Raw genomic sequence first — 21,991 nt, forward strand, 5'->3', positions numbered from 1 at the left:
ACACGAACATGGCACGCATGACAGCAGCCCAGGCCGCGGTGGAGATCCTCAAGAAGGAGGGCATCACCAACGTCTTCGGCCTACCCGGGGCCGCGATCAACCCGTTCTACAAGGCGATGCAGACCCAAGGCGGCCTGCACCACACGCTCGCCCGCCACGTCGAGGGCGCCTCGCACATGGCAGAGGGCTGGACGCGCGCCCGCGCCGGCAACATCGGCGTCTGCATCGGCACGAGCGGCCCCGCGGGCACCGACATGGTCACGGGGCTCTACTCGGCGAGCGCCGACTCGATCCCCATCCTCTGCATCACCGGTCAGGCACCCGTCGCCAAGCTGCACAAGGAGGACTTCCAGGCCGTCGACATCGCCGCGATCGCCAAGCCGCTGACGAAGATGGCCGTCACGGTCCTCGAGGCCGCCCAGGTCCCCGGCACGTTCCAGCAGGCCTTCCACCTCATGCGCTCCGGCCGACCCGGCCCCGTCCTCATCGACCTGCCCATCGACGTCCAGCAGACCGAGATCGAGTTCGACGTCGACACGTACGAGCCGCTGCCCGTCTACAAGCCGGCCGCGACGCGTCGCCAGGTCGACAAGGCGCTCGACCTGCTCGAGGCCGCCGACCGCCCGCTCATCGTCGCGGGCGGAGGCATCATCAACGCCGACGCGGCCGACCTGCTCGTCGAGTTCGCCGAGCTCACCGGCGTGCCCGTCGTGCCGACCCTCATGGGCTGGGGCACGATCGCCGACGACCACGAGCTCAACGTCGGCATGGTCGGTCTGCAGACGAGCCACCGCTACGGCAACGCGACGCTGCTCGCGTCGGACTTCGTGCTGGGGATCGGGAACCGGTGGGCCAACCGTCACACCGGCGACCTCGAGACCTACACCGCGGGCCGCACCTTCGTGCACGTCGACATCGAGCCGACGCAGATCGGGCGGGTCTTCGCCCCCGACTTCGGCATCGTCTCCGACGCCAGGGCGGCCCTCGAGCTGTTCGTCGAGGCGGCACGCGAGCGCCGCGCCGCGGGTCGGCTGCCGGACCGCACCGGATGGGTCGCGGAGTGCCTCGAGCGCAAGCGAAACCTGTGGCGAAAGACGAACTTCGACGTCGTGCCGATCAAGCCGCAGCGGGTCTACCAGGAGATGAACAAGGCCTTCGGCAGCGACGTCCGCTACGTCAGCACGATCGGCCTCTCCCAGATCCAGGCCGCCCAGCTGCTCCACGTCTACCGGCCCCGGCACTGGATCAACGCCGGCCAGGCCGGTCCGCTGGGCTGGACCGTGCCGGCCGCCCTCGGAGTCGCCACGGCCGACCCCGACTCGACGGTCGTGGCGCTGTCGGGCGACTACGACTTCCAGTTCATGATCGAGGAGCTGGCGGTCGGGGCGCAGTTCAACATCCCGTACATCCACGTCCTCGTGAACAACGCGTACCTCGGCCTCATCCGCCAGTCGCAGCGTGGTTTCGACATGGACTACTGCGTCCAGCTCTCCTTCGAGAACATCAACGCTCCCGAGGTGAACGGGTACGGAGTCGACCACGTCAAGGTGGCAGAGGGCTTGGGGTGCAAGGCGATCCGGGTCACTCGACCGGAGGAGATCCTGCCCGCGCTCGAGCAGGCCAAGAAGATGGTCGTCGAGCACCGCGTCCCCATCGTCGTCGAGGTCATCCTCGAGCGGGTGACCAACGTGTCCATGGGCACCTCGCTCGGCACCGTGACCGAGTTCGAGGAGCTCGCGGTCAGCGAGCAGGACGCCCCCACCGCGCTCTACGCGAACCTCGACTGAACCCGACCCGAGGAGCTCCCGTGCCCCGAGTCGTCATCGCCCCGGACAAGTTCAAGGGGACGCTGAGCGCAGCCACCGTCGCGTCGTGCCTCCTGGCCGGTGTCCGGGCGGGTTGCCCCGACGCCGAGGTCGTCACCGTCCCGGTGGCTGACGGCGGCGACGGGACCGTCGCGGCCGCCGTCGCGGCGGGGTTCCACCGCGTCCCCGTCCGTGCCAGTGGACCCACGGGCGCGCCGGTGGCGACCGCGTGGGCGAGGCGGGGCGACACGGCCGTCGTCGAGCTCGCGGAGGTGAGCGGCCTGGGGCAGCTTCCGGGCGGCGTCTCCGCGCCGCTCACGTCCACGAGCCGGGGCACGGGTGAGGTCATGGCCGCGGCCCTCGACGCCGGATGCCGCCGCCTCGTCGTCGGCATCGGCGGCAGTGCCGGCACCGACGGCGGGGCCGGGCTGCTGCGCGCCCTGGGAGCACGCACCCCGGACGCGGCAGGCCGCCCCGTCTCCGAGGGCGGCGCGGCCCTGGCGGATGTCGCGACGCTGGACCTGACCGGCCTGCACCCGGCGCTCGCCACCGCCGAGATCGTCGTCGCGTGCGACGTCGACAACCCGCTCACGGGTCCGGAGGGCGCGGCTGCCGTCTACGGGCCGCAGAAGGGTGCCACCGCCGAGGAGGTCGACCGTCTCGACACGGCGCTCGGACACTGGGCCGACGTCGTCGCCGCCTCGACCGGGCACGACCTGCGTGACGTCCCGGGTGCCGGGGCCGCGGGTGGGGTCGGCTTCGCGCTCGTGGCCGCGCTGGGGGCGGTCGCGCGCCCCGGTGCCGAGCTCGTCTTCGAGCTCACGGGGCTGGTCGACCTGCTGTCCGGCGCGGACCTCGTCATCACCGGAGAGGGATCGCTCGACGAGCAGACGCTGCGCGGGAAGGCGCCGGCCGCCGTGGCGGCGGCGGCGCGCGCAGCGGGCGTCCCTGTGGTCGCCGTCGCCGGTCGCTGCCTCCTGGACCGGGAGACCTGGGCCGCTGCTGGTTTCGCGGACGTCCTGACGACGACCGACGAGGCGGGGTCGCTCGAGGGGTCGCTCGAGGCACCGGGGGCGGCCCTGGAACGCATCGGGCAGCGCCTCGCGCAGTCGCTGAGCGTGGCTCCGGCATGAGGTTCGCACGCGTGGGCCCGCCGGGCTCGGAGCGCCCTGTCGTCGTGACGACGGACGGTACGCTGCTCGACCTCGCCCCGGTCGCGACCGACGTCGACGCCGGCTTCCTGGCCCACGGGATCCCCGCTGCCCACGAGGCGCTCGAGCGCGACCTGCTTGCTCCCCTGCCTGTTCCCCTGCACGCGGCCGGTCGCTCGCCGGCGGACGGCGCCGGAGGCGTCCCCCGGTACGGACCATCTGTCGCCCGTCCGGGGAAGATCGTCGGCCTCGGCCTCAACTACCACGACCACGCGGCCGTCCTCGGGGTCCCGGTGCCGACCGAGCCCGTCGTGTTCCTCAAGGCGACGAGCTCGGTCTGCGGACCCGACGACCCGGTACGCCTCCTGCCCGGGTCCACGACGACGGACCACGAGGTCGAGCTCGCGGTCGTCGTGGGTCGCCGGCTCACCGACGCCACCCCCGAGGAGGCCCTCGCCGCGGTCGCGGGCTACACCCTCGCCGACGACCTCACCGACCGCGAGCTGCAGCTCGAGCGCGGTGGCACGTGGACGAAGGGCAAGTCCGCCGACACCTACTGCCCGCTGGGTCCGTGGCTCGTCACACCTGACGAGCTCCCCGCGCCGGACGCGACCGGGGTGCGCCTGCGGCTCGACGTGAACGGCCGGCGCCGCCAGGACGGCACGACCGACGACATGGTCCTCGGGGTGGGCGCGGCGCTGTCGTACGTCAGTGCGCTGATGACCCTGGAGCCCGGCGACGTCGTCATCACCGGCACCCCCGCCGGTGTCGCCATGGCGGCGCCGGAGCCGCGCCCGTACCTCCGCGACGGCGACCTCGTCGAGGTCGACGGAGGGCCCCTCGGCCGACATCGCTCCCCGATCCGTGCCGCGCGGCATACGGTCGGACACGAAGGCCCGACGAAGGAGTCGCCCGCATGGCTCTCGACACGCTGATCCGCGCGCCCCGCGCCGTCGTCGACGGACACGTCACCGCGGCGGTCGTCGGGGTGCAGGACGGCCGCGTGGCCGAGCTCCGTACGGCGGCGACGCTCGCCGAGCTCGAGCCCGCCGCGCGGATGCTCGCGGCGCGGGCCCTCGTCGACCTGGCACCCGACGAGGTGCTCCTGCCCGGGCTCGTCGACACGCACGTGCACGTCAACGAACCGGGGCGCACCGAGTGGGAGGGCTTCGCGAGCGCCACCCGTGCCGCCGCCCGTGGCGGGGTGACGACCATCGTCGACATGCCGCTCAACTCCGTCCCCCCGACGACGACCGTCGAGGCGCTGGAGGCCAAGCGCGAGGTCGCCCGTGGGCAGGCCTGGGTCGACGTCGGCTTCTGGGGCGGAGCCGTCCCCGGCAACGTCGGAGACCTCGGACCGTTGCATGAGCAGGGCGTCTTCGGGTTCAAGTGCTTCCTGCTGCACTCGGGTGTCGACGAGTTCCCGCACCTCGAGCCGGCCGACTTCGAGGCCGCGATGCACGAGACGGCGCGCCTCGGCGCGCTGATGATCGTCCACGCCGAGGACGCGCACGTCATCGAGCAGGCCCGTCCGGCGGACGGTCGGGCGTACGCCGCCTTCCTGCGCTCGCGTCCGCGTGGCGCCGAGAACCTCGCGATCGCCCACGTCATCGAGCTGGCCCGGCGGACCGGTGGCCGCGCGCACGTGCTGCACCTGTCGAGCTCCGACGCTCTGCCGATGCTGAGATCGGCGCGCGCCGACGGCGTCGCGCTCGGCGTCGAGACGTGCCCGCACTACCTGACCTTCTCGGCCGAGGAGATCCCGGACGGGGCGACGGAGTTCAAGTGCTGCCCGCCGATCCGCGAGTCGGCGAACCGCGACCGCCTCTGGGAGGGGCTGGCCTCGGGCGACATCGACCTCGTCGTCACCGACCACTCGCCGTGCACGCCCGACCTCAAGGCGTTCGACAGCGGCGACTTCGGCACGGCATGGGGCGGCATCGCCGGGCTCCAGCTCGGGCTCGCCGCCACCTGGACCGGCGCGCGGGCCCGCGGCCTCGGGCTGCCGGACGTCGTGCGCTGGATGTCCACTGCACCCGCGGAGCAGGTCGGTCTGGCCGCCAAGGGACGGATCGCCGTGGGAGCGGACGCCGACCTCGCCGTCTTCGCCCCCGACGACGAGTTCGTCGTCGACGCGAACGCCCTGCAGCACAAGAACCCCGTGTCGGCGTACGCCGGCCGCACGCTCACGGGCCTCGTGCGGCAGACCTGGCTGCGCGGCACCCCCGTGGACGTCGACGCAGCGCCGCGTGGGCGGCTGCTGCGGAGAGGAGACGCATGAACCAGCCGAGCTACCACGTCCCGCAGGGCGGGTTGCCACCCCAGACCGACCTGACGACCGACCGGGCCGTCTTCACCGAGGCGTATGCCCTCCTGCCCCGCGGGACGATGCGCGACATCGTCACCAGCGCGCTCCCCTACTGGGAGGGGACCCGCACCTGGGTCATCGCCCGGCCGCTGTCGGGGTTCGCCGAGACGTTCTCGCAGTACGTTGTCGAGGTGTCGCCCGGCGGAGGCAGCGACCGGCCGAGCTCGACCCCGGCGCCGAGGGCGTCCTCTTCGTCGTCGGCGGGTCGCTGCGGCTCCTCGTCGGCCCCGACGGGCAGGTCGACGAGCACGTCATGGAGCCGGGCGGGTACGCGTACCTGCCGGCCGGGGCCCGCTGGCGTCTCAGGGTCGATGCCGACGCGAACGAGCCGGCGACGTTCCACTGGATCCGCAAGGCCTACGAGCCGGTCGACGGCATCGACGCACCGGAGGCGTTCGTCACGCACGAGCGCGACGTCGAGGCCAACCCGATGCCGGACACGAACGACGCGTGGACGACGAAACGCTTCGTCGACCCGCTCGACGTGCGTCACGACATGCACGTCACGATCGTCACCTTCGAGCCGGGAGGGGTCATCCCCTTTCCCGAGACCCACGTCATGGAGCACGGCCTCTACGTGCTGGAGGGCAAGGCCGTCTACCTGCTCAACAGGGACTGGGTCGAGGTGCAGGCGGGGGACTTCATGTGGCTGCGCGCGTTCTGCCCGCAGGCCTGCTACGCGGGAGGCCCGGGACGCTTCCGCTACCTGCTCTACAAGGACGTCAACCGGCACCCGAAGCTGTCCAGACAGTTCCTCTGAACGGAACCAACTATCCACATAGTGGAATAACTGCCGAGCCACACCTTCCCAACGGACTGGGCTGCCGCGTACGATCGATGCAGCGTCCGACCGTTGTTCGGCATGGATAACCAGCGGCTCGGTTCACCCCCCAACCATGCGGCCGATCGTCGTCTCGACCGGTCGAACCGGTGCTTCGCGCACCACGAGGAGTGGACAATGACGTCTTCGACCACCGCACCGACCCCGTCGGTCTGCGTCAACGGCGAGCGCATCGACCTCGCCGGTGTGCCGGCCTGGACGAGCGCGCTCGACCTGATCCGGTCGCGTGGCCTGACCGGCGCCAAGGAGGGCTGTGCCGAGGGTGAGTGCGGGGCGTGCTCGGTCCTCGTGGCCCGCCCCGGCAGCGACTCCTTCGGCGGGCGCGGAGAGACTGCGGACGGCACGGCCGACGCCACGGCCTGGACCGCCATCAACGCGTGCCTCATCCCGGCGGCCTCGCTCGACGGGCAGGAGGTCGTGACGGCCGAGGGCCTCGGCGAGCCCACGAGGCTGCACCCCGTGCAGCAGGAGCTGGCCGAGCGCGGCGGCTCGCAGTGCGGTTACTGCACGCCCGGGTTCGTCTGCAGCATGGCCGCCGAGTACTACCGCCCCGGCCGCTGCGACACGGCTCCCGGTCACGACGACGGTGACGAACACGGCCCCAACGGCTTCGACCTCCACGCCCTGTCGGGCAACCTGTGCCGCTGCACCGGCTACCGGCCGATCCGTGACGCCGCGTACGCGCTGGGCGCTCCTGCGGAGTCCGACCCGCTCGCCGCGCGCCGTCACGAGCCGGCACCGGCGGCCGTCGCCACACGGCTCTCCACGGCGTCCGGCTCCTACGCCCGAGCGGCGGACCTCGCCGACGTCTTCGCCCTCATGGCAGAGCACCCCGACGCGGTGCTCGTCGCCGGGTCGACCGACTGGGGCGTCGAGGTCAACCTGCGCGGCACCCGCGCGCCCCACGTCATCGGGATCGACCGGGTCGAGGAGCTGCGCGGCCTCGAGGTCGGCGCCACGTCCGTCGAGATCGGCGCGGCCCTCACGCTGTCCGAGGTCGAGACCAGGCTGGACGGTCGGATCCCGCTGCTCGCCGAGGTGTTCCCGCAGTTCGCCTCACGCCTCATCCGCAACGGCGCGACCATCGGCGGCAACCTCGGCACCGGCTCGCCCATCGGCGACCTGCCCCCGGCGCTGCTCGCCCTCGAGGCGGCCGTCGTGCTCGCCTCGTCGCGCGGCGAGCGCGAGGTGCCGCTGGCCGACTACTTCACCGGCTACCGCCAGACCGTCCGGGCCGCCGACGAGGTCATCCGCGCCGTGCGGGTCCCGCTCCCGCTCGCTCCTGTGTCGGCCTTCCACAAGATCGCCAAGCGGCGCTTCGACGACATCAGCAGCGTCGCCGTGGGCTTCGCCGTCACCGTCGAGGACGGCACCGTGCGCAAGGCCCGGATCGGTCTCGGCGGCGTCGCCGCGACCCCCGTCCGCGCACTCGCGACCGAGGCGGCCCTCGAGGGCCGCGCCTGGAGCAGGGAGGTCGTCCGCGAGGCGGCCGCGGTGATGCGCGCCGAGGGCACACCGCTCGACGACCACCGCGCCAGTGCGGCCTACCGGAGCACGATGCTGGGCACGGCCCTGCTCAAGCTCCATGCCCAGCACGCGACGCAGCAGGAGGTGGGAGCATGAGCCAGCTCTCCGAGCGCCCGACGAACCCCGTTGTGGGACAGACGATCCCGCACGAGGCAGCAACGCTCCACGTCACGGGTCGAGCCCTGTACACCGACGACCTCGTCGGCCGCACCGCCCACGTGCTGCACGCCTGGCCGGTGCAGGCACCTCACGCCCGCGCCACGGTGAAAGCCCTGCGCGTCGAGCCGGCGTACGCCGTCGAGGGTGTCGTGCGTGTCCTGACCGCAGCAGACGTCCCCGGCGTCAACGACGCTGGGGTCAAGCACGACGAGCCGTTGTTCCCCACCGAGGTGATGTATGTGGGCCACGCCGTGTGCTGGGTCCTCGGGGAGACGCTCGAGGCCGCCCGGCTCGGCGCGACAGCGGTGGAGGTCGACTACGAGCCGCACCCCGCGATCGTCACGGTCCGCGAGGCCATCGCCGCCGAGTCCTTCCAAGGGGCCCAGCCGCGCCTCGAGCGCGGCGACGTCGGTGCCGGCCTCGCGCGCTCGACGCACGTGCTGAGCGGCGAGCTCGAGTTCGCCGGGCAGGAGCACTTCTACCTCGAGACGCACTGTGCGCTCGCCCACGTCGACGAGAACGGCCAGGTCTTCGCGCAGTCGAGCACCCAGCACCCGAGCGAGACGCAGGAGATCATCGCGCACGTGCTCGGGATCGCGAGCAACGAGGTCACCGTCCAGTGCCTCCGCATGGGCGGCGGCTTCGGCGGCAAGGAGATGCAGCCCCACGGCCTGGCCGCCATCGCCGCCCTGGGCTCCACACTCACCGGGCGCCCGGTTCGTCTGCGGCTCAACCGGACCCAGGACATGACGATGACCGGCAAGCGGCACGGCTTCCACGCCGAGTGGCGGGTCGGCTTCGACGACGACGGACGCCTCCAGGCCCTCGATGCCACCCTGACCGCCGACGGTGGCTGGAGCCTCGACCTGTCCGAACCGGTGCTCGCCCGTGCCCTCTGCCACATCGACAACGCCTACTGGATCCCGGACGTCCGCGTGAACGGTCGCATCGCGCGGACCAACAAGACCTCGCAGACGGCCTTCCGGGGTTTCGGCGGTCCCCAGGGCATGCTCGTCATCGAGGACATCCTCGGCCGGTGTGCACCCCTGCTCGGGATCGACCCCGCCGAGCTGCGGCGCCGCAACTTCTACGTCGAGGGCCAGAGCACGCCGTACGGCCAGGCGGTGCGCCACCCCGAGCGCCTGGTGGCCGCCTGGGACGGGGTCGTCGCGAGCGGTGAGCTGGACCGGCGGCGCCACGAGATCGCCGCGTTCAACGCGACCCACGCCGACACGAAGCGGGCCCTCGCCATCACACCCGTGAAGTTCGGGATCTCCTTCAACCTCACGGCGTTCAACCAGGCCGGCGCGCTGGTGCACGTCTACAAGGACGGGTCGGTGCTCATCAACCACGGCGGCACGGAGATGGGCCAGGGGCTGCACACCAAGATGCTGCAGGTGGCCGCGACCACGCTCGGCGTCCCGCTGCACAAGGTGCGCCTCGCCCCGACCCGCACCGACAAGGTCCCCAACACCTCTGCCACCGCGGCGAGCTCGGGGGCCGACCTCAACGGCGGAGCCGTCAAGAACGCGTGCGAGCAGATCCGGGGGCGGCTGGCCCAGGTCGCGGCCGGGGCCTTGGGCGTCAACCCGCACGACGTGCGCTTCGACCGGGGCATGGTGCACGCCGTCGGCGACGACGCCGAGCACATCGACTGGGACGACGTCGTGGGCCTCGCGTACGTCCAGCGGGTCCAGCTGTGGGCAGCCGGCTTCTACCGCACCGAGGGCCTTCACTGGGACTCGTCGCGCATGCAGGGCTCGCCGTTCAAGTACTTCGCCTACGGCGTCGCGGCGGCCGAGACGGAGGTGGACGGGTTCACCGGCGCGTACCGCACGCGGCGCGTCGACATCGTCCACGACGTCGGCGACAGCCTCTCCCCACTTGTCGACCTGGGCCAGATCGAGGGCGGTTTCGTCCAGGGCGCAGGGTGGCTCACGCTCGAGGACCTGCGCTGGGACGAGAGCGACTGGCCCTCCCGCGGACGGCTGGCCACCCAGGCCGCAAGCACCTACAAGCTGCCGTCCTTCTCGGAGATGCCCGAGGTCTTCAACGTGTCGCTGCTCGAGCACGCGCACGAGGAGGGCGCCGTCTACGGCTCCAAGGCCGTCGGCGAACCGCCCCTCATGCTGGCCTTCTCGGTGCGGGAGGCCCTGCGCCAGGCGGCCGCCGCGTTCGGCCCGCCGGGGACGAGCGTGGCCCTCGCCTCGCCGGCCACCCCGGAGGCGGTCTACTGGGCCGTCGAGTCCGCGCGCAGCCAGCACGCCGAGGACGGCGAGGCAGAGCGTGCCGCGAGTGCCGGGATGACGTTGGGTGACGGCGCGCCGGCGCCGGACCAGCCTCCGGCCGAGGCACCGCGGATGCGCCCGGAGTCCGAGCAGGTCGCGGCCGGAGCCACGGCCGCAGCCACGGCCGGAGCGGGACGATGAGCTGGGTCCGGGCCGTCGAGGCCCTGCGCGCCCAGCGCCTGCCCGGAGTCCTCGTCACGGTCACGGCCGTGCGCGGTCACGCGCCCCGCGAGGCCGGCGCCAAGATGGTCGTGGCCGCCGACGAGGTCTGGGACACCATCGGCGGCGGGAATCTCGAGGCGACCGCCGTCGACCGCAGCCGGGCGCTCATCGCCGACGGCGCGTCCGCACCTGAGACCCTGACGCTCTCGCTCAGCGACAAGGCACCCGGCGAGCACGGTCAGCAGTGCTGCGGCGGCGAGGTGACCATCCTGCTCGAGCCGCTCGCCGTCGTGCCCGCCGTCGCGATCTTCGGTGTCGGCCACGTCGGGCTCGAGCTGGCCCGCATCCTCGCGAGGCACGACCTCGAGCTGCACCTCGTCGACTCACGCGCCGACCAGGTGGAGCCGCAGCGCCTGGCCGTCCTCGACGACGCCGTCGCGCGCATCCACGTGCACCACGCCCCGGTGCCCGAGATGGCTCTGGGGCAGGTCCCCGCCGGGACGGACCTGCTCATCATGACGCACGACCACGCAGAGGACGCGGCCCTGTGCGACATGGCCCTGCGCAGCAGCCACCTGGGCTCGATCGGGCTCATCGGGTCATCGGCGAAGTGGCGTCGCTTCGAGGTGCTGCTGCGCCGTGAGGGCCACGACGACGCCGCCCTGGCCCGGATCACGACGCCCATCGGCCTGCCGGACATCGTCGGCAAGGACCCCGCGACCATTGCCGTCAGCGTTGCGGGCGACCTGCTGCGGCGGTTCGCGGCCCGACCGTCCGGCTCGCGTCCCCCGTCAGCCTCGTCAGCCTCGTCGATGTCCCCGCCGTCCGACGGCCGTTCGGAGGTGGCCCGGTGACGATCTACCGCGGCACCTTCTTCGACACCCCTCCCGGCGGCTCCTACGCCCCGACGGGTCATGTGCTCCGCGCGGACGCGGACATCGCCCTTCGCGTCGTCGACGGCACCATCATCGAACGCGGCGCCTACGCAGACGCCCGCCGCCGCCATCCCGACGAGGACGTCGTCGACCTGAGTGGGGGCCTCGTGCTCCCGGGCCTCGTCGACACCCACGTCCACTACCCGCAGGTCCGGGCGATCGGCGCGCTCGGCATGCCGCTGCTCCAGTGGCTCGACGAGTGCGCGCTGCCCGAGGAGGCGCGGCTCGCCTCGGCGCCCTATGCGCGCGAGGTGGCGACGGAGTTCGTCGCCGGCCTCGTGTCCGCCGGCACGACGACCGCCCTCGTCTTCGGCTCGCACTTCGCGAGCGCCGTGGACGTCCTCTTCGAGGAGGTCGAGCGGGTCGGTGTGCGCGTCACCGCGGGCCTCGTCGTCAGCGACCGTTCGCTGCCCGCGGCCCTGCTCAGCACGCCGGAGCGGGCCTATGACGAGGCGCTCGACCTCGCGCGTCGCTGGCACGGGCGGGGCCGGTCGAGGTACGCCGTGACGCCGCGCTTCTCGTACTCCGCGAGCGACGACCTGCTCGACTCGTGCCGGGCCGTCCTCAAGGACGTCCCGGGAGCGTGGTTCACGTCGCACGTCAACGAGAACCCGGCCGAAGTGGCCGCTGTGGCAGCGCTTTTCGCCGACGCCGAGGATTACGTCGACACCTACGACCGGCACGGGCTCGTCGGCACGAGCACGGTCCTGGCCCACAACGTCCACGCGACCGACCGGGAGCTGGCGATGCTCGCCTCCCAGGGTGCAGCGGTGGCGCACTGCCCGACGAGCAACTCCGCGCTCGGCAGCGGCCTCTTCCCGCTCCGGGCGCACGCCGAGCACGGCGTCCGGGTCGCCCTCGGCTCGGACGTCGGCGCGGGCACCGGCTTCTCGCTGCTCAAGGAGGGACTGCAGGCGTACTTCATGCAGCAGCTCCTCGGCGCCCGGGGTCTGCCGCTCCGGGCGCCGGACCTGCTGCACCTGGCCACCCGGGCAGGTGCCCTGGCACTCGGGCTCGGCGAGCAGGTCGGGGACCTGTCGGTCGGCAAGCAGTTCGACGCGGTGTGGGTGCGGCCGCTGTCGGGCGACCCGCTCGACGTCGGCCTGCGGCACGCCGCGTGCCCGGAGGACGCCCTCGCCAAGACGTTCGCGCTCGCGGGTGCCTCCGACCTGGCCGGCGTGTGGGTGGGCGGCGACCGGGTCAAGGGCTGAGCCCGACGGTCAGCGGGCCTCGGCGTCGAGGACGGCCGCGTACGCCGGCAGGGTGAGGAAGTCCGGGAAGTCGTCGGAGACCGCGCTGCCGACGAACAGCCGACGTGCCTCGGCCCAGAGACCGTCGGCGTCGAAACGGTCCCCTCCGACGGCGCTGCGGAGGGCGGCACACTCCTCCTCGACCACGGCCTGGACGAGCTCGGCCGTCACCGTCGTGCCGTCGGCGAGCGTCACGTCGTTGTGGATCCACTGCCACACCTGGGACCGCGAGATCTCGGCGGTGGCGGCGTCCTCCATGAGGTTGTCGATGCCGGCGGCGCCGTTGCCCGAGAGCCAGGCGTGGAGGTACTGGATGCCGACGGACACGTTGCCCCGCAAGCCCTGGAGCGTGCGCTCGCCGGGGGTCCGGGAGACTGCGAGCAGGTCGGAGGCCGTCACCTTCACGTCGTCGCGCTGCCGGTCCAGCTGGTTGGGCCGGTCGCCCAGCGTCTCGGTGAAGACCTCGGCGCACAGGCCGACGAGGTCGGGGTGGGCGACCCAGGACCCGTCGAAGCCGGCCCTCGCCTCGCGGGTCTTGTCCTCGCGCACCTTCGCGAAGGCGCGCTCGTTGGCCTGGGCGTCGCGGCGGCTCGGGATGAACGCCGCCATGCCGCCGATGGCCATGGCACCGCGGCGGTGGCACGTCGCGACGAGCAGGTCGCTGAAGGCCTTCATCATCGGCGCGTTCATCGTCACGTCGTTGCGGTCCGGGAGGGTGAAGGCGGGGCCGGCGTCGCGGAAGTTCTTGATGATGGAGAAGAGGTAGTCCCACCGACCGGCGTTGAGCCCGGCTGCATGGTCTCGCAGCTCGTAGAGGATCTCGTCCATCTCGAAGGCGGCCGGGATCGTCTCGATGAGCACGGTGGCCCGGATCGTGCCGTGGTCGAGACCGAGCACCTCCTCGGTGCGGGTGAAGACGTCGTCCCACAGACGCGCCTCGAGGTGCGACTCCATCTTCGGGAGGTAGAAGTAGGGACCGCTCCCGCGCCGGAGCAGCTCGTGCGTGTTGTGGAAGGCGTAGAGGCCGAAGTCGAGCAGCGCTGCCACGACCGGTGCGCCGTCGAGCGTGACGTGGGCCTCGTCGAAGTGCCAGCCCCGCGGACGCGGCACGATGACGGGTGCCTGCTCCGGGTCGCGCAGGGCGTACTCCTTGCCCTCGGGGCTCGTGAACGCGATGGTGCCGCGGACGGCGTCGCGCAGCGTCACCTGTCCCCCGACGACGTTGCGCCAGTGCGGGGTGTTGGCGTCCTCGAGGTCGGCGAGCCACACCCTCGCTCCGCTGTTGAGGGCATTGATCGCCATCTTGCGGTCGGTCGGACCCGTGATCTCGACGCGCCGGTCGCGCAGGGCGGGAGGCGGTGCGGCGACCGTCCAGTCACCGGACCGGACCTCGGCCGTCTCGGGGAGGAAGTCGAGCGTGCCACCGTCCGCGAGGGCAGCCCGACGCGCGGCCCGCGCGCGGAGCAGCTCGTCACGTCGGGCGCCGAAGCGGCGCTGGAGGTCGGCCACGAGCTCGAGCGCCTCCGGCGTCAGGACCTCGTCGCTTCGCTCGACGGGCGGTCCTGCGACAGTGAGGGTGCCGGTGGCTGTCATGCTCGCTCCTTGCTCACGCCCGCGTGGGGCTGGTTCGTGGTTCGGACACGCGGCCCCGCCTCGCCGGCGGCGGCCGTCCCCCTGCGAGACTGGACGGCAGTGACGCACGGCGCTGGCTGCCACCCGATGGCGCTCGCTGGGCTATGATTTCATCATACGGAAAACTATTCTCACAAACGGCGTTGCGCCTCGTGAGACGACGAGCCGAGAGAGGCAGGGCCGCATGCCCGCACGCACGACCGGGACGCGTTCGAGCGCCCGCTCCAGCGCCACGCCGAGCGCGGGCTCCTCGGCGTCCGGTCGCGGCCCCGCGGGCGGCGCGAGGGCCACGGGCGGCGTCCAGTCCCTGGACCGGGCCTTCGCGATCCTCGAGACCATCGCCGACGCCGGCGGCGTGATCAGCCTCTCGCAGCTGGCGGCCGACACGCACCTCCCGCTGCCCACGATCCATCGGCTCGTCCGCACGCTCGTCGACCTCGGCTATGTCCGTCAGGAGCCCTCGCGGCAGTACGCCCTCGGCCCTCGCCTGATCCGGCTCGGCGAGACGACGTCGCGGCGGCTGGCCAGCTGGGCCAGGCCGCACCTGGCCGCCGTGGTCGCGGAGCTCGGCGAGTCGGTCAACCTCGCGATGCTCGACGGCGACCAGGTGGTCTACGTCGGCCAGGTGATGCCCTCGCAGAACTCGATGCGGATGTTCACGGAAGTGGGTCGTCGCGTCGACCCGCACACGACCGCCGTCGGCAAGGCGATCCTCGCATCGCACGACGACGACGAGATCCGAGCGCTGCTCGGGCGCACCGGGATGGCGAGCCGAACGGAGCACTCGATCACGACGCCGGATGCGTTCATCGCCGAGATCGACCGGACCCGGAGCCGCGGGTACGCCGTGGACGACGAGGAGCAGGAGCTCGGTGTGCGGTGTGTCGCGGTCCCCGTGCCGGGCGACGGCCGGCTCGCGGTCTCGATGTCCGGCCCGCTCACCCGGATGGCAGACGGCATGGTCGAGAAGGCCGTGGCGCCGCTCCGCTCGGCGGCGGACGCCATCGCAGCGGAGCTGAGCACACGCTCCTGAGGTTCGACCGGCCGCCGGGTTCAGGCGCTCTCATCTCCGATCGCGCTCGCGCTCCCGTGCACATCGCGCGCTCCTGGCCGTCACCGCCTCGGCGGGCACGGTAGGTGCAGTGGGGCAGCGCCGGTCAGCAGCTCGAACGCTTGGGTGAGCTCGGCACAGCTGCGGTCCGCGAGCTCCCGACCCTGTAGCGGGGCCTCGGCCAGTCCCCATGCGATGACGTCGGCTGCTTGCTCCATCCCGCGGGTCTCCCAGGGGACGCCGGGCGCGTTCCACGCCCGCAGCTGCATCCGGGCCAGGAACTGCTCCCGGGTCGGCTCGTCGAGGTTCTGCCACATCCACGCGTGCGCGAGCTCGTGCAACATCATCGACCGCTGGAACGGCGTCGCGGCCGCCCCTTCGACGGTGTCGCACAGGTAGATGCTGCTGCTCCTGCCCTGCGGGCGGGCCAGTCCCCATCTGTCGCTGGAACACTCGACCGGATGGGCGTGCTCGTCGAACGCGACGGACGCGACGTCCGGCATGCCGAGGTGAGCGGTGGGGAACCGTCCCATCGCCCAGCGGACCAGATCGTCGGCCGCCTCGGTGCCGTTGTGCACCTCGACCCGCCGCCCGGCCACCGTGACGGTTCCGGTGACCCGGTCCTCGACGGGCGCGGGGAGGACCGCATGCGTCCACCAGCCGTCCGGCAGCTCCGACGCGCTGACGCAGCTGCGCATCGACGCGACGTCGTGGTACCGGCGCTCGGCCACGATCCGGCCCTTCTCGATCTGCAGCTGTGCCGTGACGCCACCCGGGCAGCCGGTGCCGTCGTCACCGGTGTAGGTCAGGTAGGCCGTGAGGGGACCACGGTATTCGGGCCAGTAGCCGTAGAGCGCCGGCCCCCCGCCACCGGGGATCGCGTCCAGCCGCAGCGGCGCCCCACCGTGCTCCGCGGCAAACGACCCGATCGCATCCCGCCCGATGCGCCGCACTCCCAGCACAGAGTCGAGCAGGGTCGCGTTCTCCCCGTAGAGAGCGCCGACTGCACGACCATCGCGTCCGGACCACGCGGACAGGTAGCGGTCCACGAGCCCCCGTGAGGCAGCCAGGTCCTCGCCGAACCACGTGCGCGCGTCGTATACCGGAGCTGTGAGGAACTGGAGCGACGCCCCGTGCACGGTCCGGGTCGCGGCACCGTCGGCGGCGTGCTCCGACACCAGAAGCTCGTCGGGACCCAGACGGTCACCCCACCCGGGCGGGCGGTCACCGTCCGACCCGGGCGTCAGCCGGTACTCGACGACCGCCCCGGACACGTCGATGTACGACCGCCCCGCCACGCCCTTCTCGATGGAGGAGAACGTGCCCGCGACGAAGCCGCCCACGGCCGCGCGGCCCTGGATCGGCCCCACCTGGTTGCAGCACAGGAGGTGCACGCTGTCGGCCGCTTCGAACATCAGCAGCTCCGCGACGGACCGATGCGACGCGCGGTCCCGCGCCGCGATCCACTGCACGGCGTTCTCGGCCCAGGGCCGGCCCGTTCCGGAACCGGTCAGCAGGGCGACGGACGTCGCGGCGATCGCTCCGAGCACCGCGGCTCCGTGGCCACGTCGTCGTCGACCCGGGTTCCGCGGACCAGCGCGCACACTGAGCATCACGTCAGCCGGGCCACGCCGCGCGGTCGAGGCCGCCGTCTCGGCGACTCGAGTCGGCACCGACGGCTGCGGGTCGCAGCGCCACGAACGGGTGGGTTCGGACGAAGGAGCGGAGCGCAGCCTCAGCGCGCAGGTCCGGCCAGCCGAGGATCCGCGAAGCCAGCATCCCGCGGTACGGGTGCCGTCCGAGGAAATCCCTTGCGACGTCGACGCTTTCCTCGTCCGAGAGGAACCGATGTTGCGGGGTGTACGACTCGCGGCCGACCTCCACGCGCAGGGCGGGACGGGCACGGAGGTTCCGGACCCAGTCGGAGTCGGGACCCCACCCGGAAAGGATGACGACCTCACGGGTAGTGGGCTCATACCGCATCACCATCGCCGTCATCGGATGCGCCCGTCCCGTGGTGCGTCCAGCGTGGACGAGCAGCATGAAGGTGCGACCGAGAAGCCGACCCCATCCGCGGCGGTAGAGGACCAGGGGGAGCCGGAACACTGCGAGTGCCAACCGGCCCGGCCGCCGCCGAAGCCCGAGAAGGGGTCGGTCGTGCCAGGCCCTGGCCGCCTGACTGTTCTTCACGATTCCACCTTCCTTGCTCCGCCTTCCTGCACGACCGGGCCGCGTCTTCGACGATCCGGGTGCACCGGTGCACCCGGATCGTCGAACCGCACCGACAGGCGTAGCCCGCTCGTGGACCCTCCAGGGGCCCGTCGGGCGTCAGGCGTGGGCCGCCGGTGCGTCGTGCGCGTGCACGAACCCGGCGTGGTCGACGATCTCCATCAGCCACACGACGAGGATCGAGCCCATGAACACGGCCAGCAGTACCTCGGCGGCGGCGGCTTCAGCGAAGGCCAAAGCCACCAGTCCGAGGACCAGCGCGACGACGGCGACACCGGTTCCCACCTTGCCGACTCGGTCGAAGGCGTCGCCGCTCCGCATGACGAGGAACGCGACGGTGCCCAGGACGAGGCCGACGGCTGACATCCCGCGGGGGTCCTTGACGAACGGCATCTCGCCGTTGACCAGGTAACCGACGTAGGGGACGCCGATGGCAACGACGAGGATGGTGCCGACCAGGTCTTTGAGTCTCAGTCTCATGATCACACCTCCTTCCACCGCCCACTCTGGCCTGCGTTCGACTCACGCAGAAGAGGCGAAGGTCTCGCGCGCGGGGTGATGGTCGAGACACGGCAGGCGACGCATTGCCTAGTGCAGAACGACGATCAGGTTCATCGCTGCGTGCAGGATGAGGGGCGGATACAGGCTGCCCGTCACCGCGCGCGCATATCCGTACACGACGCCCCAGAGGGCGGCGTTCAGCACCTGCACCGCCACGAAGCCGATGGGTACCCCCACGAGCGCGTTGGCAGCGTGCAGCAGACCGAAAGCGATGCCGCCTGCCCACACGGCGAGCGTTGTGCCCATGTGGTCGGGGTAGATGCGAGCGAATGCGGCGCACAGCATCGCGAAGACGGCACCGCGCCACATCGTCTCCTCGACGAGCGGAACGGTGACAACCTCGGTGATCAACCACTCGTGGCCGCTGTAGAGAGTGGTGCCGCGGGTCAGGAGGAGGTACCCACCCACGATGCCGCAGTTGGCGAGGAGGGTCAGCAGGAGCCGTCGCCAGTGACGTCGAGTCTCACCCTGCCGCAAGCCCAGCATTCGAGGTCGCCAGACAGAGGCCACCGCGAGCGGGACGATCAGATGCAGGCGAGAGGCGAGCCCGTACGCCGTCGCTAGCCACACTGACGCGCCGATCGGAGGGAAGCGGGAGGTGACGAAGTGGTTGAAAGCCTGGTCGAGAAGCACGAAGGCAGCTGAGAAGGCGGCCAGCGCCAGGATGACCAGCATCGCCCTTGCCAGCGCACGCGGGGGCGGTCCCTGGCTCAATGCAGGGTTGTCTCGCGCTGGCTCAACACGAGTCACGTCAGCCGCCCCGCTCGTGAGCCTGTTCTGTCAAGGCCCACCGGGAGACGACGCCTGCTTGCGGCCCCGCGCGAAGTACACGATCGGCCCGACCCAGCTGATCGCGATGATGGCGGCCCACTTCGCCTTGCTCCCGTTGACCTCGGCAGCGTCTCGGCGGGCGAGGTCGACCCACGCCGTCGCCGCCAGGGACAGCTGCACGGAGGCGGCCACCAGAGTGGCTGTCCTCTGCCTGCTGCTCAGGTCCGACCACTGCTTGGTCCGCCGCTGGTTCATGGTTCCTCCCTCATCCCTCATGCCCGACGTCACTCATCCGACGAGAAGCTCGGAGGGGACGACCGCCACGGGAGTTCGAGCGTGCGTGAGCACGCGCAGGCTCACGGACCCGAGGACGAGCCCGGCGAATCCGCCATGGCCGCGGCTGCCCACGACGAGCAGCTCGGAGCCGGCCGACTCCTCGATGAGCGTCTCGACCGGGTGCCCGCGCACCAGCGTGGACTCGACCTTCACGTCCGGATACTTGTCGCACCAGCCCGCCAGCTGCTCCGAGACCAGCCGGGCCTCGCTGTCCCGCGCGGTGTCCGACCAGTCCATGGCACCGGCCAGATAGGGCCCGGTGTCCTGCCACCACCAGCACGCGACGGCCGTGAGCGCGAGGCCCAGCCTGCTGGCCCGGTCGAAGGCGAAGGCCACGGCAGGACCACAGGCCTCGCTGCCGTCCACCCCGACCGTCAGGTGCCGCCGATACGTCCTTTCCCCAGCTGGGAAGCTCGACTCAGCCAGCCGCATCGTGTCGTTGACCACCACGAGAGGGCAGCCGCTGCGGCCCGCGAGCTGCGTCGCGATCGCGCCACCGACGACGGCTTCCAAGGTGCCCTGACGCTGTCCGCCGAGCACGACCATCTCGGAGGTCTGAGCGCGAGTCAGCAGCTCGCGGGCCGGCGGCCCGGTCACCGTCTCGTACCTCATCTCGAGGCCGGGAGCGTGCTGCTCCACCACTGACATCGCGGACTCCATGACGACGCGCTCCTCGCGTCGCGGGTCCGTGCCCGGGAGCGGCTCTCCGGCCCATGGCTGGACGTGCAGCACGTGCAGGGCGCGGTTGCGCGACCTCGCCTCGTGCACGGCCCAGCACAGGGCGCCGCGGCTGCTTCGGCGCCCGTCATAGCCGACGAGGATCGCCCCAGGGGAAAGAGTGTTCGTGGTCATACACCGATCGTGGGCGGCAGGGCTCCTCGTCGGCAGGGACCAAGGGCCCGCCCCCGTGTCACCCCCGAAGGCCTCTCTCGAAGGCCTCCGCAGATGTCAGGACCTTCGACCCGTGTCGCGCCGTGCCGCCGCCGAAAGTCTGGAGACAGAGCACGATCCAAGGAGGAGCCATGGTCACGGTGCGGCACCAGGACAGAGACGGACAGACGGTCACGAGCACCGCCCCCCGGCGCGGCGCCCACCCTGACGAGGGAACCACCGTCGTCGTCGGCTACGACGGCACCCACGGGGCCGATGCGGCGCTCGACTGGGCGGCCCGGGAGGCGAGCCGCCGTGGCAGCGGGCTTCTCGTCCTGTGCGCGAGTCCCTACGTCGGCGTCGAGGGCGACGGGCTGACAGGCAGCGCGCTGCTGCCGGTGGACCTCGACCAGCGGGCTCGGCAGGTCGTGGCGGCCGGCCGGGACCGCGCGCGGACCGTCCTGGACGGCGACCGCATCGTGGCCGAGGCCGTGCGCGGCGGGGCCGTCGCGACCTTGGTCGACGCCTCCAGACGCGCGGCACTCGTCGTCGTCGGACACCCGGGCAGCCGGGTCCGGGCACTCGTGACGGGGTCGACCGCCTTCGCGGTCGCGGCGCACGCCGGGTGCGACGTCGCCGTCATCCCCGGCGGGAACCTCACCCTCCCCGGGCCGGGACGGCCCGTCATGGTGGGCATCGACGGGGCGCACGACGGCGAGGTGGCCGTCGCCCGCGCAGCCGAGTTCGCCGAACGATGGGACGCGCCGCTGCACATCGTCCGCGCGTGGAGCATGTCGTTCGTCGGCTGGCCGCTCTCGTTCGAGAACATGCAGCTCGACAGCGGCGTCGGCTTCTTCGAGCACGAGGCGCGCGAGTCGGTGGACAGCGCTGTTGCGCAGGTCCGGGCCACGCATCCTGGTCTCACGGTCGAGACGACGGTCATCGAGGAGCACCCGGTGCGGGCTCTCATCGAGCTCGGCGCGTCCGCAGGCCTGGTCGTCGTGGGTACGCGCGGCATCGGCGGGTTCGACCGGCTGCTGCTCGGGTCGGTGAGCCGGGCCGTGGTCCACCACGCACCCGTGCCCGTGCTCGTCGTCCGGGCCATGAGCCCGTCATGAGCTCGTTGTGAGCCCGTCATGAGCCCGGACTGACGCCGGACGTGCCAGTCGTACGAGTCGTGAGACTCGTACGACTGGCACGTCGGCTGCAGGCCCGGGCCAGCGCGTCCGGGGCGCGCTCAGCGGGCGAGGTATCCGCCGTCGATCGGGTAGTAGCCGCCGGTCGCGAAGGACGCGCCGTCGCTGGCGAGCCAGGCCACGAGCTCGGCCACCTCGTGCGGGTCGCCGATGCGTTGGAGTGCGTGCTGAGTGGCGAGCGCCTGCAGTGTGGCCTCGTCGAGGTTGGCCTCGAGCAGCGGCGTGCGGATGAAGCCGGGGCCCACCGCGTTCACCCTGATGCCGTCGGTCGCGTGGTCCCAGGCCGCCACCTTGGTGAGGCCGACAACCGCATGCTTCGCCGCCGTGTAGGCGCTCGCGGTGGGGAAGCCGACGGCCCCGAGGACGGATGCCATGTTGATGACCGAGCCGCCGCGTCCACGTGCCTTCATGGCCGCGATGGCAGCCCGCTGCGTGTAGAAGACGCCGTCGAGGTTGACCCGGATGACCTCGTGCCATGCCTCGTCGCCGTAGTCCCCACTCGGCAGCGCCGCGCCACCGATCCCGGCGTTGCACACCGCGATGTCCACGTGCCCGAACGCGGCCAGGGTCGCGGCCATGGCGGCGTCCACGGAGGCCGGGTCTCCGACGTCGACGGTCACGCCATGCGTCCGGCACTCGAGTGCGTCCAGCTCCTTCAGCACCAGCTCGATCTGCTCCCACTCCCGGTCCCAGATCGAGATGTCGGCTCCTGAGCGTGCCATCGTCTGGGCACAGGCTCGTCCGATCCCGGATGCCCCACCGGTGATGACGGCCGCCTTGCCCCCCAGGCCATACGTGTTCATCGTCCTGTTCCTCTCTGTCGAGGACACCACTGTCCGGCCACCGACGGCAGGCGCGG

18 protein-coding genes and 1 pseudogene are annotated in these 21,991 nt (G+C 72.0%); 11 read left to right on the plus strand and 8 right to left on the minus strand.

The window, feature by feature from the left end:
- Nucleotides 1–8: 8 nt before the first annotated feature.
- The 9 genes and pseudogenes from gcl to guaD all read left to right on the plus strand — a co-directional run bounded on the left by gcl (nt 9) and on the right by guaD (nt 12,447).
- The gene (gene gcl / locus AC1VM9_RS20350; RefSeq protein WP_481344667.1) at nt 9–1,787 is read left to right on the plus strand and encodes a glyoxylate carboligase; all 1,779 of its coding nucleotides are present in this window, start codon (nt 9–11) and stop codon (nt 1,785–1,787) included.
- 20 nt (nt 1,788–1,807) lie between these two features.
- The gene (locus AC1VM9_RS20355; RefSeq protein WP_481344668.1) at nt 1,808–2,938 is read left to right on the plus strand and encodes a glycerate kinase; all 1,131 of its coding nucleotides are present in this window, start codon (nt 1,808–1,810) and stop codon (nt 2,936–2,938) included.
- On the plus strand, nt 2,935–3,891 hold the full coding sequence (locus AC1VM9_RS20360; RefSeq protein ID WP_483123860.1) for a fumarylacetoacetate hydrolase family protein: 957 nt from the start codon (nt 2,935–2,937) through the stop codon (nt 3,889–3,891). Before AC1VM9_RS20355 ends, AC1VM9_RS20360 begins: the two co-directional genes overlap by 4 nt.
- The gene (gene allB / locus AC1VM9_RS20365; protein ID WP_481344670.1) at nt 3,873–5,237 is read left to right on the plus strand and encodes an allantoinase AllB; all 1,365 of its coding nucleotides are present in this window, start codon (nt 3,873–3,875) and stop codon (nt 5,235–5,237) included. The genes AC1VM9_RS20360 and allB overlap by 19 nt, the downstream gene beginning before the upstream one ends.
- Nucleotides 5,234–6,084: pseudogene (locus AC1VM9_RS20370) on the plus strand (bifunctional allantoicase/(S)-ureidoglycine aminohydrolase). Before allB ends, AC1VM9_RS20370 begins: the two are co-directional and overlap by 4 nt.
- A 198-nt stretch (nt 6,085–6,282) precedes the next feature.
- Nucleotides 6,283–7,788 carry a xanthine dehydrogenase small subunit gene (locus tag AC1VM9_RS20375; RefSeq protein WP_481344672.1) on the plus strand — a complete coding sequence of 502 codons (1,506 nt, stop codon included), beginning with the start codon at nt 6,283–6,285 and terminating at the stop codon, nt 7,786–7,788.
- Nucleotides 7,785–10,280 carry a xanthine dehydrogenase molybdopterin binding subunit gene (gene xdhB, locus AC1VM9_RS20380; RefSeq protein ID WP_481344673.1) on the plus strand — a complete coding sequence of 832 codons (2,496 nt, stop codon included), beginning with the start codon at nt 7,785–7,787 and terminating at the stop codon, nt 10,278–10,280. Before AC1VM9_RS20375 ends, xdhB begins: the two co-directional genes overlap by 4 nt.
- Entirely contained in the window at nt 10,277–11,155 is an 879-nt protein-coding gene (gene xdhC, locus AC1VM9_RS20385; RefSeq protein ID WP_481344674.1) for a xanthine dehydrogenase accessory protein XdhC, read from the plus strand. Before xdhB ends, xdhC begins: the two co-directional genes overlap by 4 nt.
- On the plus strand, nt 11,152–12,447 hold the full coding sequence (gene guaD, locus AC1VM9_RS20390) for a guanine deaminase (protein WP_481344675.1): 1,296 nt from the start codon (nt 11,152–11,154) through the stop codon (nt 12,445–12,447). The genes xdhC and guaD overlap by 4 nt, the downstream gene beginning before the upstream one ends.
- Nucleotides 12,448–12,456: 9 nt before the next feature.
- On the opposite strand, the gene aceB is transcribed toward guaD, so the two are convergent.
- Nucleotides 12,457–14,079 (minus strand): malate synthase A, encoded by a 1,623-nt coding sequence (gene aceB, locus AC1VM9_RS20395; RefSeq protein ID WP_481344676.1) that lies wholly within the window; start codon nt 14,077–14,079, stop codon nt 12,457–12,459.
- A 223-nt stretch (nt 14,080–14,302) separates the two neighbouring features.
- Between aceB and AC1VM9_RS20400 the strand changes: the two genes are divergently transcribed.
- Nucleotides 14,303–15,151, plus strand: a complete 849-nt coding sequence (locus AC1VM9_RS20400) for an IclR family transcriptional regulator (RefSeq protein ID WP_481344677.1) — start codon at nt 14,303–14,305, stop codon at nt 15,149–15,151.
- 80 nt (nt 15,152–15,231) lie between these two features.
- On the opposite strand, the gene AC1VM9_RS20405 is transcribed toward AC1VM9_RS20400, so the two are convergent.
- From AC1VM9_RS20405 to AC1VM9_RS20430, 6 genes are all read right to left on the minus strand, one after another.
- Nucleotides 15,232–16,719 carry a nuclear transport factor 2 family protein gene (locus AC1VM9_RS20405; protein WP_483123862.1) on the minus strand — a complete coding sequence of 496 codons (1,488 nt, stop codon included), beginning with the start codon at nt 16,717–16,719 and terminating at the stop codon, nt 15,232–15,234.
- Between the two features lie 67 nt (nt 16,720–16,786).
- Nucleotides 16,787–17,359, minus strand: coding sequence for a nitroreductase/quinone reductase family protein (locus tag AC1VM9_RS20410; protein ID WP_481344679.1), 573 nt, complete (start codon nt 17,357–17,359; stop codon nt 16,787–16,789).
- Nucleotides 17,360–17,497: 138 nt separating this feature from the next.
- Nucleotides 17,498–17,878 carry a hypothetical protein gene (locus AC1VM9_RS20415; RefSeq protein WP_481343692.1) on the minus strand — a complete coding sequence of 127 codons (381 nt, stop codon included), beginning with the start codon at nt 17,876–17,878 and terminating at the stop codon, nt 17,498–17,500.
- A gap of 108 nt (nt 17,879–17,986) precedes the next feature.
- The gene (locus AC1VM9_RS20420; RefSeq protein ID WP_483123863.1) at nt 17,987–18,634 is read right to left on the minus strand and encodes a CPBP family intramembrane glutamic endopeptidase; all 648 of its coding nucleotides are present in this window, start codon (nt 18,632–18,634) and stop codon (nt 17,987–17,989) included.
- Between the two features lie 105 nt (nt 18,635–18,739).
- A complete protein-coding gene (locus tag AC1VM9_RS20425) occupies nt 18,740–18,985 on the minus strand; it encodes a PLDc N-terminal domain-containing protein (protein ID WP_481344681.1) in 246 nt (81 codons plus the stop codon).
- 33 nt (nt 18,986–19,018) lie between these two features.
- Nucleotides 19,019–19,918: a universal stress protein gene (locus tag AC1VM9_RS20430; protein ID WP_483123864.1), complete on the minus strand. Its 900-nt coding sequence runs from the start codon at nt 19,916–19,918 to the stop codon at nt 19,019–19,021.
- A 170-nt stretch (nt 19,919–20,088) separates the two neighbouring features.
- Between AC1VM9_RS20430 and AC1VM9_RS20435 the strand changes: the two genes are divergently transcribed.
- Nucleotides 20,089–21,054: a universal stress protein gene (locus AC1VM9_RS20435; protein WP_481344683.1), complete on the plus strand. Its 966-nt coding sequence runs from the start codon at nt 20,089–20,091 to the stop codon at nt 21,052–21,054.
- A 119-nt stretch (nt 21,055–21,173) separates the two neighbouring features.
- Here the strand turns inward: AC1VM9_RS20435 and AC1VM9_RS20440 are convergent, their stop codons facing one another.
- Nucleotides 21,174–21,935, minus strand: a complete 762-nt coding sequence (locus AC1VM9_RS20440; protein WP_481344684.1) for an SDR family NAD(P)-dependent oxidoreductase — start codon at nt 21,933–21,935, stop codon at nt 21,174–21,176.
- Nucleotides 21,936–21,991 lie beyond the last annotated feature (56 nt).

The organism is Monashia sp. HAY1-11D, from assembly GCF_056868035.1.

Coding starts and splice junctions, on each gene's coding strand:
- gcl (WP_481344667.1), top strand. CDS start 9: ATGGCACGCATGACAGCAGCCCAGGCCGCGGTGGAGATCCTCAAGAAG.
- AC1VM9_RS20360 (WP_483123860.1), top strand. CDS start 2,935: ATGAGGTTCGCACGCGTGGGCCCGCCGGGCTCGGAGCGCCCTGTCGTC.
- allB (WP_481344670.1), top strand. CDS start 3,873: ATGGCTCTCGACACGCTGATCCGCGCGCCCCGCGCCGTCGTCGACGGA.
- AC1VM9_RS20375 (WP_481344672.1), top strand. CDS start 6,283: ATGACGTCTTCGACCACCGCACCGACCCCGTCGGTCTGCGTCAACGGC.
- xdhB (WP_481344673.1), top strand. CDS start 7,785: ATGAGCCAGCTCTCCGAGCGCCCGACGAACCCCGTTGTGGGACAGACG.
- xdhC (WP_481344674.1), top strand. CDS start 10,277: ATGAGCTGGGTCCGGGCCGTCGAGGCCCTGCGCGCCCAGCGCCTGCCC.
- aceB (WP_481344676.1), bottom strand. CDS start 14,079: ATGACAGCCACCGGCACCCTCACTGTCGCAGGACCGCCCGTCGAGCGA.
- AC1VM9_RS20400 (WP_481344677.1), top strand. CDS start 14,303: ATGCCCGCACGCACGACCGGGACGCGTTCGAGCGCCCGCTCCAGCGCC.
- AC1VM9_RS20415 (WP_481343692.1), bottom strand. CDS start 17,878: ATGAGACTGAGACTCAAAGACCTGGTCGGCACCATCCTCGTCGTTGCC.
- AC1VM9_RS20420 (WP_483123863.1), bottom strand. CDS start 18,634: ATGCTGGTCATCCTGGCGCTGGCCGCCTTCTCAGCTGCCTTCGTGCTT.
- AC1VM9_RS20425 (WP_481344681.1), bottom strand. CDS start 18,985: ATGAACCAGCGGCGGACCAAGCAGTGGTCGGACCTGAGCAGCAGGCAG.
- AC1VM9_RS20430 (WP_483123864.1), bottom strand. CDS start 19,918: ATGACCACGAACACTCTTTCCCCTGGGGCGATCCTCGTCGGCTATGAC.
- AC1VM9_RS20435 (WP_481344683.1), top strand. CDS start 20,089: ATGGTCACGGTGCGGCACCAGGACAGAGACGGACAGACGGTCACGAGC.
- AC1VM9_RS20440 (WP_481344684.1), bottom strand. CDS start 21,935: ATGAACACGTATGGCCTGGGGGGCAAGGCGGCCGTCATCACCGGTGGG.